Consider the following 16,780-nt stretch of genomic DNA (forward strand, 5'->3'; position numbering starts at 1 on the left):
TAACTAACTTAAGCCCCATTCCGCGTTGGCAACTAGGAAGAACTGCTTCACAGTTGGTAGTTCAAACGCCCTATTAAATTAAGCAACTAAATTGATAGCAGTCACATCCAATCTTAGATAATGCATAGTAGAATGAAGAGTCACCTATTTGGGGTATGTGCATGTTTAAGAACATAAAGTCTATAAAAAACTTCGGTATCTTCAAGGATGCCAACACTAACGCTGGTCAACCTTTCTATCAATTTAACTTATTCTATGGTTTTAATTATTCTGGAAAGACCACGCTTTCACGTGTTTTCCTTGCAATGCAGCTTGGTGAAATACCAGAAGGCTTCACAGGGGCATCTTTTGAAGTCGATTGTCACGAAGCTAGCTCTATCAAGAGTAACAACTTACAAAAAGTAGAAAACCTACGTGTTTTCAATTCAGATTACATCGCTAAAAACGTTAATTTTGATGAATCAAGCGTCAGCCCTGTGTTGATCGTAGGTGAACGTAACATCGAACTAGAAACAGAACTTCAAGGATTGGAAGAGGTTATCCCTACAAAGGAAGTTAATCGAGATCAAAACACAGGATTCGCAGCAAGCAAAGAAAAAGAAAAAAACAATCGTTTAACTGAAGTAGGTCGAAACGTTGCGGTATTGAGTATTCTAGGTCGGTCTACATTCAACGCTTCAAGCGTAAGAACCATGCTTGCATCTGCTGAAGCAAGTCATGATCTAACACCAGAACAAATGAGTGCTTACATTGATACAGCGAGAGCCAGTGCTGTATCAAGCGTACCTAAAGTTAAACTTAGCACCCCAGAAATGAAAGATATTTTGGGTGAAATTGAATCAATCATGGCGACCTCAGTAACACAGACAACTATTGCAGAGTTGGATGCAGATAAAAGCCTTAGAAGTTGGGTTGAAGAAGGGATAGAGCGTAACGCTGGACACACCACCTGCCAGTTCTGTCACAACACGATTAGTCAGGCAAGAATTGATGAGTTAAATGCATATTTTTCGGAAGCGTACAAAGACCTTAGCCAAAGGATTGATGTTGCTATCGCTTCGGTTCAATCACAAGCATTCACATCAAGTATTCCAGATACCAGTCAACTTTATCCAGATCTACAGAAAGGTTTTGACGAATTAAGAATACAAATCCAGCCAATCGATGACTCTGTCGAAGAACTAAAAACGTCACTGGTTAAGTTACTTACTGACAAGAAAGAGCACATGTCTGAGGTACTTCCATTTAACGCATCAGACTATCCTTTACCGTTAGTTACAGACTTGATGGAGCAGTTCAACGCACCAATAACTGCGCACAATGAGCGTGCTGTTAACCACTCTACAGAGCAACGTCAGGCTATTGAAGCAATCAAGCGTCACTATGTGTACCAAGAAACACAGAACTACGATCACCCGCAAGCACAGCTTGATATACAAGCGTTTAAAGATGCTGCTGTCACCGCACAAAACGAGATCAACGCTAATCAGGCACGTATCGATGCGATAAAGGCTGAACTTAATAACACTAAACAGGGAGCGCATAGTCTAAACGACAACTTGCGACAGTATTTCGGTAAGACTGATATAAAGATTAAGCCTGTAGGTGCTACATATAAATTCATGCGTGAAGATCGAGAGGCAAAGCACTTATCTGATGGTGAACGTACTGCAATAGCATTTGCGTACTTCATTACACAGTTAGAAGATGAATCCTTAAATGGGATCAAACCTATCGTGTATTTGGATGATCCGATCTGTAGCCTTGATTCAAACCACATTTATAACGTTCTTGGCATTATCAAAAGTAAACTAGGTCATGAGCACGTAGAACAGCTTTTCATTTCTACGCATAACTTTGAGTTCTTCAACTTAGTAAAAACGTGGTTGTCCCATTTCAGTAGAACTAAGACGGGCACAGCAAAGAGAGCACAGTTCTTCTTAGTTAATCGTACAGGCGACCAATCTAAGATTGACCCATTACCTAAGCTACTTAAAGACCACAGATCCGAGTATGCTTACTTGATCAGCAAGGTTAAAGAAGCTGTAGAACGACCAGAGAATTGTGATTCTATTGCAGTGCAGTCGTACGTAAGAAAGATACTGGAAGTGTACTTTTCGTTCCGATTCAATCTGACTGAGTTCAGGGGTAACGGTAAAGACCAGATAGCACCTAATCTACTGAAAGATATTGAAGGTGCGGAAGTTAAAGCAAATACTTTGTATGAATACATGAATGAAAAATGCCATGCTAAGTCAATGGAGCTAGGCGTTCAGTTCCCCGAAGCTGTGCAGCCGCAGTTAACTAACGCATGGGAGATCATTACAAACGCCTTAGAAACGAACGACAAGCCACACTATGACGCATATTATGCCTAACTCTAGGGAATCACGTCATTTGTTTTCTTATTAACTTATCATGATGCTTTGCAGTAAAGAGGTGCTATTGAAATATCAAAATAATAAAGAAGACCAATCAATTACCTTACAGGTGTTCAAAAAACGACTACCACAGAAAAGCAAACTCCTATAGCATAAAGCATACCAAATACATGGATGTGGCATCGGCCAAGTCCAACAAGCGATTTGTGCCTTGCAGACAGCGCAACACACAAATACTAAGACGTTATGTGCTCAGAGGAATAAGGCAAATTGAGATGCAAGAAGTAACAGTTCAAACATTAGAGCAGTATTTGGCTCAATTTAATACACTTGAAGAAACAGAGATTTATCGTGGAATTGGTGATGTTGCTAATTTTAAGTTAGTACCTGCGGCAGGTCGTTTCGGAATAGGAGATCCTCAAGTGCAACTCAGCTTTGAGAAACAACTTCTTAGAGACTTCAAGAGAAGTGCGCCTTTGTACAGTCGCTCAGCGCCTAAGAATGACTTTGAATGGCTGTTCTTAGCCCAGCACCATGGATTGCCTACTCGACTTCTAGATTGGACATTTAATCCTCTAGTAGCGCTATTTTTTGCAGTAGAAAATAGCATTCAGGCTGATGCTGCTGTCTATTGCTCTTATCAAAGCCGATTGATTAACCATGAGACCATGACTGCGTGGGGAGATCCTTTGGCAATAACTGAGTTAATGGAAGTAGTGCCAACTCATGATCACATTCGTTATCGCAACCAAAATGGACTTTTTACTATTCAGCCTAATCCAAATGAAGAAGATCTAAGCCGAGTGACTAAACGAATCAATATTCCACATACAGCTAAGGCATCAATTCGTTGGAAGCTACGTAAAATTGGCGTAGGGCGGGCATTTTTGTTTAACGACTTAGACAGCTTGTCATATGACATAGTAAAAATGAACGTGAGCAAGTTTATGCCGCACGTGAACACGAGCAAATAACAAACCAAGTCAACTAGGCGTTAGGTATACATAGGGATATTCATGAATATTAAATATTGGTTTCATGGCTCGTTACAAAAAATCGATACATTCGAGCCATTCTCCCACTTTGGCAGCCTTGAGTCGGCTAAAGAACGGGTACAAAAGAAAAAGATTGAAGAAGATAAAAGTTCATCTCCCTCATTTATTCATAAGTGTTCAATTACTATTGACGAAAATGAAATTTTATTTTTAACCGAAGACTGGTTATCCAATAGAGCTCAATCATTAGCAAGGGCACTCAAAGAAAATTTTCCCAGTGACTTAAAGTTCGTTGAAATATGGAAGGAACTCAGAGATTTACCAAGCTCTGGGATGGATAATAGAGAGAGAACGATAAAAGTAAATGAAATTGGCTATCCTAAACTGCTCGATGAATTAAGAATGAGAAATTTAAAAGCTGTGTCTTACAAAAATGAAGTTGAGGATAAAGGGCATATTTCAATCGTAATAATTACACCAGATATAATTCATATCCAAGAAGTAATTGAGCATACCTAACAATCACATAAAAGGATAAAGGGCTCGGAGCGAATTTGAGATATTTCTTCTTATCTAAGCCACTTGTGGTAGACCAAATGCTCTAACGTGTTTTTGTCCAGAAGCGATTTAAGGCGTACCTATTTCGTATATGGGAACTTCTTATAAACTAGATCGAGAAGATATTATTTCAGTTGCGCTTGGCTCGTTTGTACTTCCATTTGCTTACTGGGAATTGTTTATCCCAAAAAGTGATCAGCTGTCTTTGCTGTTTCAGAACTTAACACATAACAATGACTTATTTTCGGGCGGAATTTTTTTGCTGCGCTCCCCCTGAGCCTGTGCGTTATTTGGTTCATCTGCGGGAGAGGGCAGTTATAAAAAACTGAGAAAATTGATCTTGTTAGTTGTTCTAATGAGTCTTAAATATAATTGTCTTACCTTAAATTTTAACTATTGCGCTAACTGACTACTTCAATAAAATATCGGGCTATTCCTTCTCTAAAGGTTCTTCCGCCACTAGTTGCATTCTTATAGTGATTACCCCTGATATCAATCATCATAGCGCTACAATACTGCCAGTGTTTTGCATCCCGAGAATAATCTAGTTGCCCTAATAAGCTGCCAGCTCTTTTCAGATTTTCTAGTGAATATTGATTATCGATTAGGTCATGAATAACCAAGCCAAGTGCTTGCCAGATTTGTGTGGAGTAGTGAAAACCGTCACGGTTGTATTTCAGTTGTTTTTGGCAAGACTCTAGCCACGCAGAGAAAAAAATAATGATGGCGGGTTTAATTCTTTCTAGTCTAGGTCTATCTATGGTGCTGCCATCGGATAGCTTATTGATGGTTTTAGTAGACATTCTAAGGCTACTTCCACCAATCGCGGCTAGAATCATATGCAACATAGTTGATTCAGTTGTAATGAACGGATCACTTTTTGTAACTCTTGTGGCTTTTGAAGACATTCCCCCAAATTTATCTAGCCTAAGTTCTTTCTCTAGTTGATAAATTAATTCCTTAATGGGTGAGTCACTAGTTATTCTTGCGAGGTTAACCGAGTGTAGCTGAACTTCTCTTTGATTAAATATTTTACACAACCGTAAAATATCACTTTGTTCTAAGTTATTTTTTTCATCAAAAATAATTGTAATATGTAGATAATGACCGGCAAGCATCTGTCTTACGCGGGGATCAACTTCCTTTTGTTTTTGATTTACGACGAAATTAGGAAATTTCAATTCATAACCTAAGAGGTTCATGATTGCACAGTAGGTCAAAATCCCATCAACCAGAAATGCTCCCTGAGGCTTGTATCTTATTAAATCTAATGGGACCTTTCGCTTAGAAAACAAACTCTCATCACTTACAGCAATAGTAAGTGATAAAGGAGTACTGAATTGTTCCGAACATAACCCATGAACAATTTCCTCTTCTAACCTTTTGATTCTATATTGGTTAGTTGCATTAAGTAACTCTGAAAAAATAAGCTCGAGGTCTTCTGGTAGGCTTTCAAATGGAGAAAAGTAATTTTGAACCTCAGTAGAAGGGATTAAACACAGAATAGATTTACCATTTCCGTACTTCTGGTCTGCCGATAACCCCAATACTTCAATCTCTGAACTAAGCAATTGTTTTTCCAGAATTAACATTTAGATTTTATACAGATTATAAATAAATTATATATCTTTTCTTGATCGGGGCAGCGCCCCGATCAATACTAGTATATAAGTTTTTTAATTGGTGTTCGAGGTGTGAGATGGAAAACGACAAAGTGAATTCGTTTGAGGAAGATCTTGTATGCGGTTTAGTAAAAAAGTACCAACCAGTATCAAGAGCATATCTAGGTAGTTCCAAAGAACTAAAAGATGGGTCTCAAGAGTTTCTTTCACGAGATGACATGAATGAGATTTTTAAAGAAAAATCAGGGCAATATCCATGCCTAAAGAGAATTAAAACATCAATTAGATATGACGTCGTGTACATACAACCGTCCGTCGCAAGAGATATTTTGCGTTTTTCAAGTCGAGGTGTAATTAATCCAAACAATAAAAATAGACGTATAAGCAAGGCTGAAGTTAAACGATATACCACTGCTATGAATGATGAAAGGTGGTGTTTAACTGGTGAACCAATTGTATTTAGTGATGATGGAGAATTGCTAAATGGTCATACTCGATTAGAGTCAGCCGCAAACTCATCTAAGGGTTTTATCACAGTTATTATTTATGGTGTAACAGATGACTTATCATTCGCACATATCGATGTAGGTAAAATTCGATCAAGAGCCCAGGTTTTAGAAATGGCGGGAGTGACTGTAGATGCAAGTATTCTATCCAAAGTGGCAATGTTGGCGAAATCTTTTGAACAGACGAAAAACCCTTATGCTTTTCGTGGTACTCAAGGAACGTCATTCCAGCAAGCTGAAATTCTAGAGTATGTGGAAGCAAAGGAAGAGCTTGCCTTATCTGTCAATTTTGTCGCTGAATTAGCAAAGAGGCATAAGCGTGAGATTCAAGCTGCAATTCATATTTATGCATTCGCTCATTATCTGATTAAATCGGAAATGCTTAAATATGAAGGCGTTATAGCCATTACACCGGAGGATTATCTATTGCGATTGATATCAGGAATAGGCATACAGAGTGAGGAGGATATAGAATATCAAGTGAGAAACTTCTTACAGACACAGGTTGGGGAATCAAGTTCTTATGCACTCGTTTGCCGATTAAGTAGTATTTTCAAAGGTTGGAATCATTACCATAACATTGATATTGCAGGAAACAAAATTGCGGTACGTCGTGTTGCTAGATACAAGAAAGATGCTGATGGTAACCGTATGCCAGCTAAAAGTGCCGGTAATATTAATGAAGCATTTACTTATCCATTCGCAAAAAAAGGGCCAACACCATCGAAAATTCGTAAACAATCTAATTTACAAATCGTTTGAAAGTTGTAAGCTCTAATTTTCTAAGTTCTCCTAGTAATGCTTTTCAAATTTCATTGGAGAGAATTCACCTAAATAACTCTACGTCGAGAGTCCGCTTGATGTTTTTTCCTCATCAATCTTCCTTTAATTCGCGGATTAGGTATGGAGATAAACAGCGTTCAACATTTGCAACTGTACCACTATTTTTTAAAGATGTTACTATAGATAACAGCACTTTAGTGTTCATTGCTAATTGCTCTTGAGCTTGCTTAACTTGCTCGGTTAATTGTGCATTTTTTGAAATTATGGCTGCTTTACTTTGCGTTGAGCCTTTGCGTAGGCTCGATGCATAAGCACCACCAACATCATCAAATTGCTTATTTCTATACACCTCAATCAGTTCTTTTCTGGTTGAGGTGGATAGAGTGCTCAGCTTACCTTGAACAATGCCTTTATTTACAAGCCTTCTATGGACATCAGTTGGTGTTATTGGACTGCGGTCATAGCCCTCGGCAACCATTGTAATCAATTCTCTTTCGATCTCAGTGTCTAGAGCTTTACCACGGAGCACCGCCATAAAAGTTCCTCATTTTTAATTTCCAGTAAATTGTGTTGGAAATACTACGTTTCCCTAACACAATATATAAGATTACTTCTGCTGTTTAGTCGTTAGTTTAGTTACTCACTAGGCTTTGACAGCTTTTCTAACACAGCTCTTTTTTCATTAGTTCGATGCTCAACTGCAAATAACGTCGCTAACCGAATTGGTTTCTTTTTGGCATCATATTCCTGTAGATTAACTGGTATTTTTTTAGCTTCAAAGGACTGACTTTGTTCACTCAGCATTTTAACATTCTCTTTCCGAGCGTTTAAAACCTCTAGGAGTTCGTCCGCCTCGTCGCGTGCTATGATTTCTAAATAGTTGATCTTCTCGATTTCGGATTCAATACTCTTTAATAAAGACGCTACCTTGTCAGCCTCATCAGCACGTCCTGTTAGAGTATGGTACGGGCAGGCGGTACCATCTTGACACATAATATTAAAGGGACACTCGATTACAGAAATTTTGCGCATACAGCTACCGAAGGCCAATGGGGATAGGTCTGAGTGTGCTCGAATAATATCCCTCTTCTCATTATCGTTTTGAAATGCAGCAAGTTCATCCGAAAACTCTTCAAAGATATTCAGATCAATATCATCAAGCATATCAGTGATGAACGAAGTTCTGTCGCGCTCTGTTGTAAATGTATGTAGGTTTTGCGCTAGCGCGTTTTCAAGTTTAAGGTCAGGATTTAAGCCAATGATACCAGTGTTTTTTACCTGATCAACGCCAGTTGGACTCAATGAGATAGCAGTACAGGAATTGTCCTGATGGTAAGAAACTATGTCCGTAGTTAATGCTAGTTCTTCAATCGCAAGATGCTGGTATCTTTCGTTTTGTTTGATGTCAGCACGACCCATGACCATAGCCTGTAGATGTTCAGAGACATCTGCTATTGCTAAGAAGGTGTTTTTATTATGGCGGGGCATATGGGTATTAATCTTGGTGAATTCGCCATTTTTTGTTTTTAGATTATAACGAGTAAAAATAGATGTGTTGCGGTTAATACCCATTCCCAAATATGCAGATAAATATCGATACCAAATTGGTGTTGCTAATGGCTTGATCATGCCAGAGTAATTTAATGCAGTAGATCCTACTGGCGTAATGAATAAAAGTTTTTCGTATTCGACATCGTAGGAGTAGTCATTTGAAGAGTCCCGCACACGGTAAATCATGTCTGCGGAAAGCTCTTTAGATTTAGTTATGGTCTGCTTTAAAAAATCATCAATTTGTTTAAGCGTATAAAATTGATCTTCGCGTTTTCTGCGATTTTTAACGATTCGATGAGGTAAAAAGCCAGCTTTTCTTAGTTTTTCTTTAGCAAAACGCTTTAAATCATTAAAATACCTAATACTATCCGAGGTGGACTCATAAATGTGTGCAACTACATCTGCTAACTCAATTTCTGCTTCATTTAGATTAACAACGGTTGATTCTTTAGGGACTAGCTCTTGAGGGAGTAGTGTTTTAAAGTTATTACCACGACAATTAACAACCTGATTTCTTAAATTTTTTGTTAGCTTTATAGTATCCTTGAAAATGAATTCAACCAAATCTATTGCAAGGGGCTCAACCCAGTGAGTACGCATTCCAGCACCTTTTTTTCCCTGATAAACGATACCTAGATAATAGGTATGCAAGCCACGTTTTTTAAGTAACTTACGAACTTGTTCATCTTCAACTTCTAGCCTTTTCAATGCATTAATGGTTATGCCGGATAATTCTTCAAATCGCCAAGCTGTAACAAATAATAACAATGTCATATTCAACATTATTTTTTCGCTATCCTTTTGGACAAGATTTCGAAGACTTACAACATTAAGAAAATCCTGGATCTCAACTAGCTTTTCATTTTCCTCATCCCCAAGCCCCTCAGCAAATTCAGCCTCTCTAACCTTCTTGGTACTTGCTCGTTGAGGACGTTTAACCGTAACCATAAACTCAGGTTCGCTATAGGTAATTTGTTTTTTGCGAAGGACTTCCGCAATACCGTTTAAATAGGTTTGATCGTCCGCTAATGTACTTTGTTTGCGAAACGTAGCCAGCAATTCAGCAGTATCATTAAGTGTTTCTGACGATATATTGCAAGGCGATGGTTTGACTCCTGACATTAACAAACGAACATAAATGCGCTTTAAAAGTAGGGAAGGGGCAACCAGACTTGCTGCGCTAGGGTACTTGCCAGATTGTCTAAGCTTATAAACTAAAAATGCCTGAGTAAAATCAGAAAACAGCGTATCAATTAGAATGGTTTTACCATCCTCGATAACGATATGTTCGTAGCTTTCATCCTCTCGGAACAAAGCTTTCGAGCGAGTAATAAGGATTTCCTTAAAGTTAACACCTGCGTTGGTAGGGCCAATAAGAAACCCCTTACTTGACCTATTATATATCCATGCTTCACCCCATTTTAGGTTGTTTTCATTCGGGGCTAGTACTGTTTCAAAATAACTTTTTTGTTCCGAAATAAATAATGTCAAATTTTCTTGAATTTCCTTCATGACAAACCTCCTTGAAGGCGATTTATAACCAACTTAACCTCGTGTCTGGCGTCCGTCGCGGTGTGGATCATAGGACTATTTTCGTAGCCAGATTTGTTTGTCACATCTATTAACTCAAAAAGTTCTTCGCTAAAAATTCTATAAACTTCTTCATGTGGTTCTAGATTTTTGAATGGGCGAAAATAGAAACATCCATAACAGCTCCTAACCTTGCATAAGTGACATTTAGCTTGCTTGCGAGTACAACCACCAATGTTTATAAATAGCTTGCCCTTCAACATTCCAGAAACTGTATGTCCAACCCACGTATCCTTATCGACTGCATACCCTGTAGTCATTAGACCTACCATATTCATCCAGACAGGATTGGAGCCTAAAGCTTTGTGTTGAACCATGGCTAACTCAGGTGTCGCCATGATGTAATATGTCGTAGCAACCGTCGAAGAATGCCCCAAAATATATGCTATTTCTTCGGCGCTTGAACCACTCATCGCCATTGTGTGCCCAACATTATGTCTAAAATCCGTGAGCACATAACGTTCTGGGATTAGTTCCTTATTGGCAATTGCCATTTTGGTTTCGTCTGACTGGAGAAAGAGCAAGCCTCTGTTTAAACTAGCATTTAAATCTGAACCGAGACGTACTTTGTCTGTTGTGAATAATTGGCTGTCTTTGGTAAGATTAAATCTGTTCATGTATTCCTCGAGCAAGAATCCAATAGAATCAGGAATAGCAATTTTAGCGCCATCAACGTTAACTCGACGCTGCTTGGCAAGTGGAACAGTGATACTGTAACGGACCAAATTCGTTCGAGGGTTTTGAGCCTCACGCCTCAAAGAGGAACCTCGGAGTTTATCAAATTGAATTGAGCGCATACCTGTAGCATACGACAGTCCTAGGATTGTAAGGTCGGTAAGTTTAGCATCGGTAAGGGCGGCTAATCCTTCCTCTGTAGAGTGCTCGACCAATCCCTTGCCAATCAGTCGCTTTAGATGTGACGGGAAAGAGTTCTCAATGTCCTGATAGATAAGAAAAGCGTTCTTAACAGATGGAATAGTGACTTCCTCGAGTTTTTCATAATCCTGTATTTCGAATTGTGGCATTCCCATCCGAAATAGATGTCTGCAAGTGCGTTTTAAATCATAATATTTCATTGAGTCAGCATAGGACTCTGATTTTGCAAGGTTTTCAAGAGAGTCAAAATAAATATCAGAACTTAGCTCTAAGTCGCATATAAACGATTTGATATTATTAAACCTATCGAGCCGTATCGGTGCAGCCCTCATGTTAAAATCGACGACACACACATATTTCAATAAATCCGTTATAAACTGATTTGGGCAAACCATGTCAAATTTAACTTTATTGCCGCCATATTTAAACTCCCACACATCTAAAGATGGGTTAATTGATTGAGTATCGAAATCAGAATTCGTTGGTAAAACCAACCGATTAGGTAACTCTAACCCGCTAATAAATCGAATTTGTTCAGCACTTAGGGAGACAGGTGATGTACCGCTGAGTTTCTTGTTTAAATTACTCAAAATTCAATATCCTCATCAATTAGGTTGTCGTATAACGTACTGTTAAATATGTTTAGTAAAGACATATTGGCCTGATTTTGGATAAATCGCCTACCATAGTGTTGCGGCATTCTAGATTTTAGCGACCAACCACCTAACACTCTTAATTGCTCGATGCTGTCTTCCATGATCCCGGAAACCTTAACGGCTTTAGTGTTAATATATTTATCACTCGTTTGGCTGTAGATTGCAGCCAAAGTACTAAATGCCCATGTGTGCCGTAGCCAATGCGGTGTAATGTTTGCTGTTATTGCATCGCTATATTCGATGTTGAAGTGCGCAGGAAAATTTTTCTTAAATGATTTTGCAGTTCTTTCGAACTCTTTTAATATGCCGCGATAGGATAGGGGACGGTATGGTTTAACCGAAGATGCAAAAATAAAATCGTGGCCACATTGTTCATCTGTGGGTCTCGACTTGTTGTAGTAAACACCGAAAATTAAATTGTAATGTTCTCTGGTAATATCAATCTTTCTAGTACTTTGCATTGTTTTTATGGAAGGTTTCTGACTTCGAGTATCGTTATTGTCTTCAAGGTTTTGCACTATCATCAAAAATTTACTGCTATCTGTCATATAGGGTTTAAATGATATCTTTTGCAACAACTGAATTTCACCAACTCGAAGACCATACCGCAGCATCAGCAGCCACATTAGGTAATTGCGTATTTGTATGGGCTGGCTAACCTGGGGGTTCAGTGGATTTTGCGCTTTTTTGGTGCTTGGTCGAATGACCTTTGAAAAATCAACACATTGATCAGCACTTAAACTATGAAGCGTGCTTGTTTGTGAGCCGCTGTCCCTGATGTATCTCTGGAAACTCTTTCGTGGTGTTTCTAGTTTCATTTTCAATAATTTGCGGTGTGCTAATATTTCTGTTTTAGACTGGTTGGTGTATCTAGAGTCCACGTAGATGTCGATTAGACACTTAATGAAACGAATGACTGCCAAGCATCGAGTTGAATGCGTCGTCAATTTCTTCGTGTCTGTATTTACATTTCCCGAAAATAAAACATGTAGATTCAATTTTCGTCCTGCAACCAAATATTCCCAGAACGGCTCTAGCTCATCAATTAAAAGCTCAATATCTTGGAATCCTGATTTGTATAGAGAGTAATCCAGAGTCTCACTAAATTTATCGAACCAGAACTCATAAAAAAACTGAACAGCCTGTAGCTCAGCTCGTTGCGTGCTGAATGCATTTTTACGTAGTTTGTATTCGCAATAGCGAAACGACAATAATGGGGGCAACATCGTTTCAGAATCACATAGGTACCAGAACTCATCTTTGAAACACATCGTTTTATACATAAAAAACCCACAACGTTATGAACTAAATTGGCAGTACAAATATTCAGCATATGAACCAGAGTATAAGGACATATAAGGCACGTCAAGTGTTTTAGATAGTGTGTATAAGTTACTGATAAGGGGGGGCTATTGAAAAAGATTATAAATCTATGAACTAAAATAGATGTTCTTGGTATTTAACATAATATACATTGTGCGCATAGACATGTAAAAGTCACCAGAATGAGGTTAGACCTGAATATCGTGGTTCGATTGTATATTCAGGCCGATGGTTTCACTCGCGTGCATTACGTTCATCAAGCTATATGGCTGCAGTCTGTCAATTACATCTCTGCATCTGAATTCAATCATCTACATCTACATCTACATCTACATCTACATCTACAATCAGTAAAACCATACGCCATTCCGTTTTACTACTGATTACGGAAAAATTTGCTAACTGAATACGCTGACTAACAACTTGGCTAAAGACATTGAGACTTAACTGTTTGCTGTTACGGCTTCCAGCTTAACGGTGTCGCTCAGTAGTTTTGTCATGAACACGACGTCACGTACTCAACTAACTTTAATATACTAAACTCAAAATTCAAAGCTAAGCACTCAAACGAAAAGCTGAGTATTTAAAAACTCACAGTAGATTGAAAACATACAGAAAATTTCTATTTTTATCGTGCGCTACGTGAAATCTGCTTAACTGAGCTAGCCAAACTTTTAAAGTAGCCACACAGCGCGCCGTATTGATTTACCCAAATGTTCGATCAATTCAGCCAATCTAGCTAAACCGCCTAAACTGGTTAAACTGCTGGCTAAATGACAACGACCAGACTGCAAACGGGTTTGTATTAGCTTCATCTAGGTATTGTGAAATTGAGTCTATTCTTATCTAAATCTAGCCTGTCTGGGCATTGCCATAACTAGAGTTAGCGCTAGAATTACAGCTGGTTAGCTCAAGTCGCTCATGATGTGCTCAACAATAGAAATGCTTGGTTGTCGATATTATCGAATGACTACTATATCGGGATTGGCCTGAAATCTTGATAAGACACTGACTAAGCCAGAACGTTGTTTATCTAAACCGTGATTTTTATGAGCCACGTTTTATCTGAGCTGACTATGCTTCATTGAAAGCATAGTTGTTATGAAGAGCAAATTGTTGTGCGGAGCGAACCGGCGCATGAAGACAGATTATTAATAACTTACTTTAAATAGATGGTCGTAATATCTAGCAAGCTATAGACTATAGAAAGATGGGTAAAGTAATAGAAAGATAAGTAGATAAGTTATAGCGGCGAAAACCCCTTTTAAGGCAATTGCCGATAATGTCACTTATCGGCATTAACCTGTCTCTGAAATCTCTGTAGCAATTTAGGTAGAAATCCATACAGAAATTCTAACTTTGCTTTTGTGGTTAACAACTGGATTGGGTGCAGAATTAGAGTATTGGAAAAGCATAACAAGCTCGAATGGTTAACTTAAGATGACGATCTAAGACTTGAGTATCTGATATAGAGGCCTGAAACTATGCACTTATAATCAGTTGCTTACAGCTAACATTAACCCATTGAATTAGCTTCACCTCGAACACTACTAGGCGGTTAATTATCGCGTACATGCCCTACTTTATCACGGCTCGACTGGCTCTTTTGACTGCTAACTTCACGCTTATCTCTTGATTCTTATCTCCAGATGCTTAGATCTAAAAGCCTCACATGCCCCCCCAAAAGTGCGCCTATAAAAGCAGGCGTCCTCCCCGCTTTCGCTCTATAACGAGAATGAACAAAATTCTGTTTCTAGGCTTACAACAGAGACAACAAGTTTGAGAGCTTGGAGTGCGAATCGCCGACTTAAACTAGGAACCAGCGGATAGTAAAGGGACATTTATTGGTAGGAGACCGGCTGGATTATAGAATAAATAGGCTGGTCTACATGCCCTACTCACCTGTGTCATTTAGCATGAGGCCACGGTTCGCGGCATATACTACACCCGCAGCCATTGCTCGATTGACGTTGCGAATAATCGATGCTTTTAAAGCAGGAATTGACATCTTTAAGGTATAGTCTCAGCGCGCCTGAGTCGCCCTGTTCAAAATAGTGTTGCGTTAGCTCTTAACTGATAGCTTTTAACAAGTAGCGATGGCTGTTTTATCTGACTCGGCTGGGCGCTGAATTAATGCAAATATTGGCGATAGACCACGGGCGCGGCCTTTACGGATAAGTAGCCCCCATCAATGTGGGGCTTTACTGGGGCTGGTCACATCCACGGTTTCTTCTGCGAATACGGCGGCATTACACCACTAGCTAAAGGGATAAAAGCGAATGCACAGTGCGCCGAATTTTGTGGAAGAGCTCGTATATCGCATTCCCGCGATACACGGCTTATAGCTCATTTAAAGATATCCACGTTAGGTTCAGTGTGAAAGTTAAGCTTTGCTAGAAGTGCTGTGCAAGCTTCTAAATCAGAGACGATTTAGTAGAGCCTATAGGGATATATTTACGGCGTCTTGCTAAAGCACAAAAGCAAAGCTAACTTCTAAGTGGTCTAATTGTGAATAGGTACTGAAGCACTTTCTCTTGGAAAGGTACTTTACTGACTAAGTATCTACGTTGATTTGTGTTTAGTAGCTACTCAGTTCTTATTCAATTTTATTAAACAGCTACTCAATCCCCTGCAAGTAATCTAACGGTTTATTCTGCGCACTCTCATGACGTTCGATCTGGGTGGTGTGCAGATATTGCGAGGTGGTGTCGATACTCTCATGACCGGCATCGGCTTGTACGTGTGACAATGGCCGGCCGTTAATATTGATGTCGTGGGTAATGCCTGTGTGGCGAATATTGTGGATACTTAAGCCTCGCATCTGCTGTGCATCCTCAATAAAGCCGTCTGTTTCGATGCTATTCGCCGCGATTTCGATGATCTTATCGACTTCTTCTCGAATTTGACGGATCCCTAGGTTGGCATTCAAGCAGCCGACTTCCCGCCCTCGTCCCGCCGCTTTTTGGCGCACGATTAATGGATGCTGTTCGCTGCCAGTCGGTAATGGCGACAGCTTTAAGTAGCTACGATATTGGCTCAGTGCATCGAGTAACGCCTTGGATACGGCCACACTTCTGCTCTTGCCCCCTTTACTCTTGGGGATATAAAAGCTCCAGATCCCGGTCTGGCGGTTTTGCTTAAACTGGCTCATCACTGGCGAGTACCCCGCCCTAGCCGATACTTCGGAGACTCTAAGATAGCAGGAGTAGATCAGTTTAATCAGAAACAGACTTCGCTGATGTAATTCAGGCAGTGATTTGGCTAACTTCTCTACCGTGGACATAATGTAGGACCACTGCAACTCGGTGAACGCCAATTGATTATCGTCATCGGTGTTGAGACGGTACTTCTGTCTTGAGGAAAAACGACTCTTATTGAGCCACATCTGCGCCGGATTTTTCTCGCAGAAATCCTCCCCCATCAAATAACTATAGAAGCTAGAAAGAATTGCGACCTTAGTCTTGAGTGCACTATCACTAAGGGCATAAGGCTGAGCTTTTCCGTCAATTTTTTTGCCTCTAAAAGGAAGCCAGTTCGGATTGGGCGTACGTTCATCGCTAGCTTTGTCACACTTAAATTGGGCCACGTTAAAATAGCCAATAAGTTCGATTGGCGGATTCTTACAGTACTCTATATATAGGCCAACCTCTCTGCGCCCTATGGCACTAACGTTGAGCTTAATCACATCGAAACACCAGTGCAGGAATGTGGTTAACTCACTTCGGTAGGCTTTATAATTATTCTCATTGTATTTTTGCTCGAATAGCCAGTCGGTGGCGTGTTCAAAGACCAAGCCCGTCTCATCGAGAACCCCCAAACTCAGCTGGGTGATATGTTGGTTAACAAGAGGGTTGCCAGTTTGGATATAGTCGATTGAGTCAAAAAGAGGAATAACTGGGGGTAACTGCATAAGGAAAACCGCTATAAAAACGTATATCC

General features: G+C 39.5%; 10 protein-coding genes. 4 read left to right on the plus strand and 6 right to left on the minus strand.

What is annotated here, in order from left to right; genetic code table 11:
- The first annotated feature begins 161 nt into the window (after positions 1–161).
- The 3 genes from SHAL_RS11410 to SHAL_RS11420 all read left to right on the plus strand — a co-directional run bounded on the left by SHAL_RS11410 (position 162) and on the right by SHAL_RS11420 (position 3,895).
- The gene (locus SHAL_RS11410) at positions 162–2,378 is read left to right on the plus strand and encodes an AAA family ATPase (protein WP_012277274.1); all 2,217 of its coding nucleotides are present in this window, start codon (positions 162–164) and stop codon (positions 2,376–2,378) included.
- Between the two features lie 278 nt (positions 2,379–2,656).
- Positions 2,657–3,355, plus strand: coding sequence for an FRG domain-containing protein (locus SHAL_RS11415; RefSeq protein ID WP_049763881.1), 699 nt, complete (start codon positions 2,657–2,659; stop codon positions 3,353–3,355).
- Between the two features lie 42 nt (positions 3,356–3,397).
- Positions 3,398–3,895: a hypothetical protein gene (locus tag SHAL_RS11420; RefSeq protein ID WP_012277276.1), complete on the plus strand. Its 498-nt coding sequence runs from the start codon at positions 3,398–3,400 to the stop codon at positions 3,893–3,895.
- Between the two features lie 440 nt (positions 3,896–4,335).
- Here the strand turns inward: SHAL_RS11420 and SHAL_RS11430 are convergent, their stop codons facing one another.
- Entirely contained in the window at positions 4,336–5,526 is a 1,191-nt protein-coding gene (locus tag SHAL_RS11430) for a hypothetical protein (RefSeq protein WP_012277277.1), read from the minus strand.
- Positions 5,527–5,633: 107 nt separating this feature from the next.
- On the opposite strand from SHAL_RS11430, the gene SHAL_RS11435 reads away from it, so the two are divergent.
- Positions 5,634–6,824 (plus strand): ParB N-terminal domain-containing protein, encoded by a 1,191-nt coding sequence (locus tag SHAL_RS11435; RefSeq protein WP_012277278.1) that lies wholly within the window; start codon positions 5,634–5,636, stop codon positions 6,822–6,824.
- Positions 6,825–6,936: 112 nt separating this feature from the next.
- Here the strand turns inward: SHAL_RS11435 and SHAL_RS11440 are convergent, their stop codons facing one another.
- The 5 genes from SHAL_RS11440 to SHAL_RS11460 form a co-directional block, all read right to left on the minus strand.
- Positions 6,937–7,380 carry a hypothetical protein gene (locus SHAL_RS11440; protein ID WP_012277279.1) on the minus strand — a complete coding sequence of 148 codons (444 nt, stop codon included), beginning with the start codon at positions 7,378–7,380 and terminating at the stop codon, positions 6,937–6,939.
- Between the two features lie 101 nt (positions 7,381–7,481).
- The gene (locus tag SHAL_RS11445) at positions 7,482–9,908 is read right to left on the minus strand and encodes a hypothetical protein (protein WP_012277280.1); all 2,427 of its coding nucleotides are present in this window, start codon (positions 9,906–9,908) and stop codon (positions 7,482–7,484) included.
- The gene (locus SHAL_RS11450) at positions 9,905–11,452 is read right to left on the minus strand and encodes a site-specific integrase (protein ID WP_012277281.1); all 1,548 of its coding nucleotides are present in this window, start codon (positions 11,450–11,452) and stop codon (positions 9,905–9,907) included. Before SHAL_RS11450 ends, SHAL_RS11445 begins: the two co-directional genes overlap by 4 nt.
- The gene (locus SHAL_RS11455; RefSeq protein ID WP_012277282.1) at positions 11,449–12,801 is read right to left on the minus strand and encodes a tyrosine-type recombinase/integrase; all 1,353 of its coding nucleotides are present in this window, start codon (positions 12,799–12,801) and stop codon (positions 11,449–11,451) included. The genes SHAL_RS11450 and SHAL_RS11455 overlap by 4 nt, the downstream gene beginning before the upstream one ends.
- A gap of 2,657 nt (positions 12,802–15,458) precedes the next feature.
- Positions 15,459–16,751 (minus strand): tyrosine-type recombinase/integrase, encoded by a 1,293-nt coding sequence (locus SHAL_RS11460; RefSeq protein WP_012277283.1) that lies wholly within the window; start codon positions 16,749–16,751, stop codon positions 15,459–15,461.
- Positions 16,752–16,780: the final 29 nt, after the last annotated feature.

The organism is Shewanella halifaxensis HAW-EB4 (genome assembly GCF_000019185.1).
GTDB lineage: Bacteria > Pseudomonadota > Gammaproteobacteria > Enterobacterales > Shewanellaceae > Shewanella > Shewanella halifaxensis.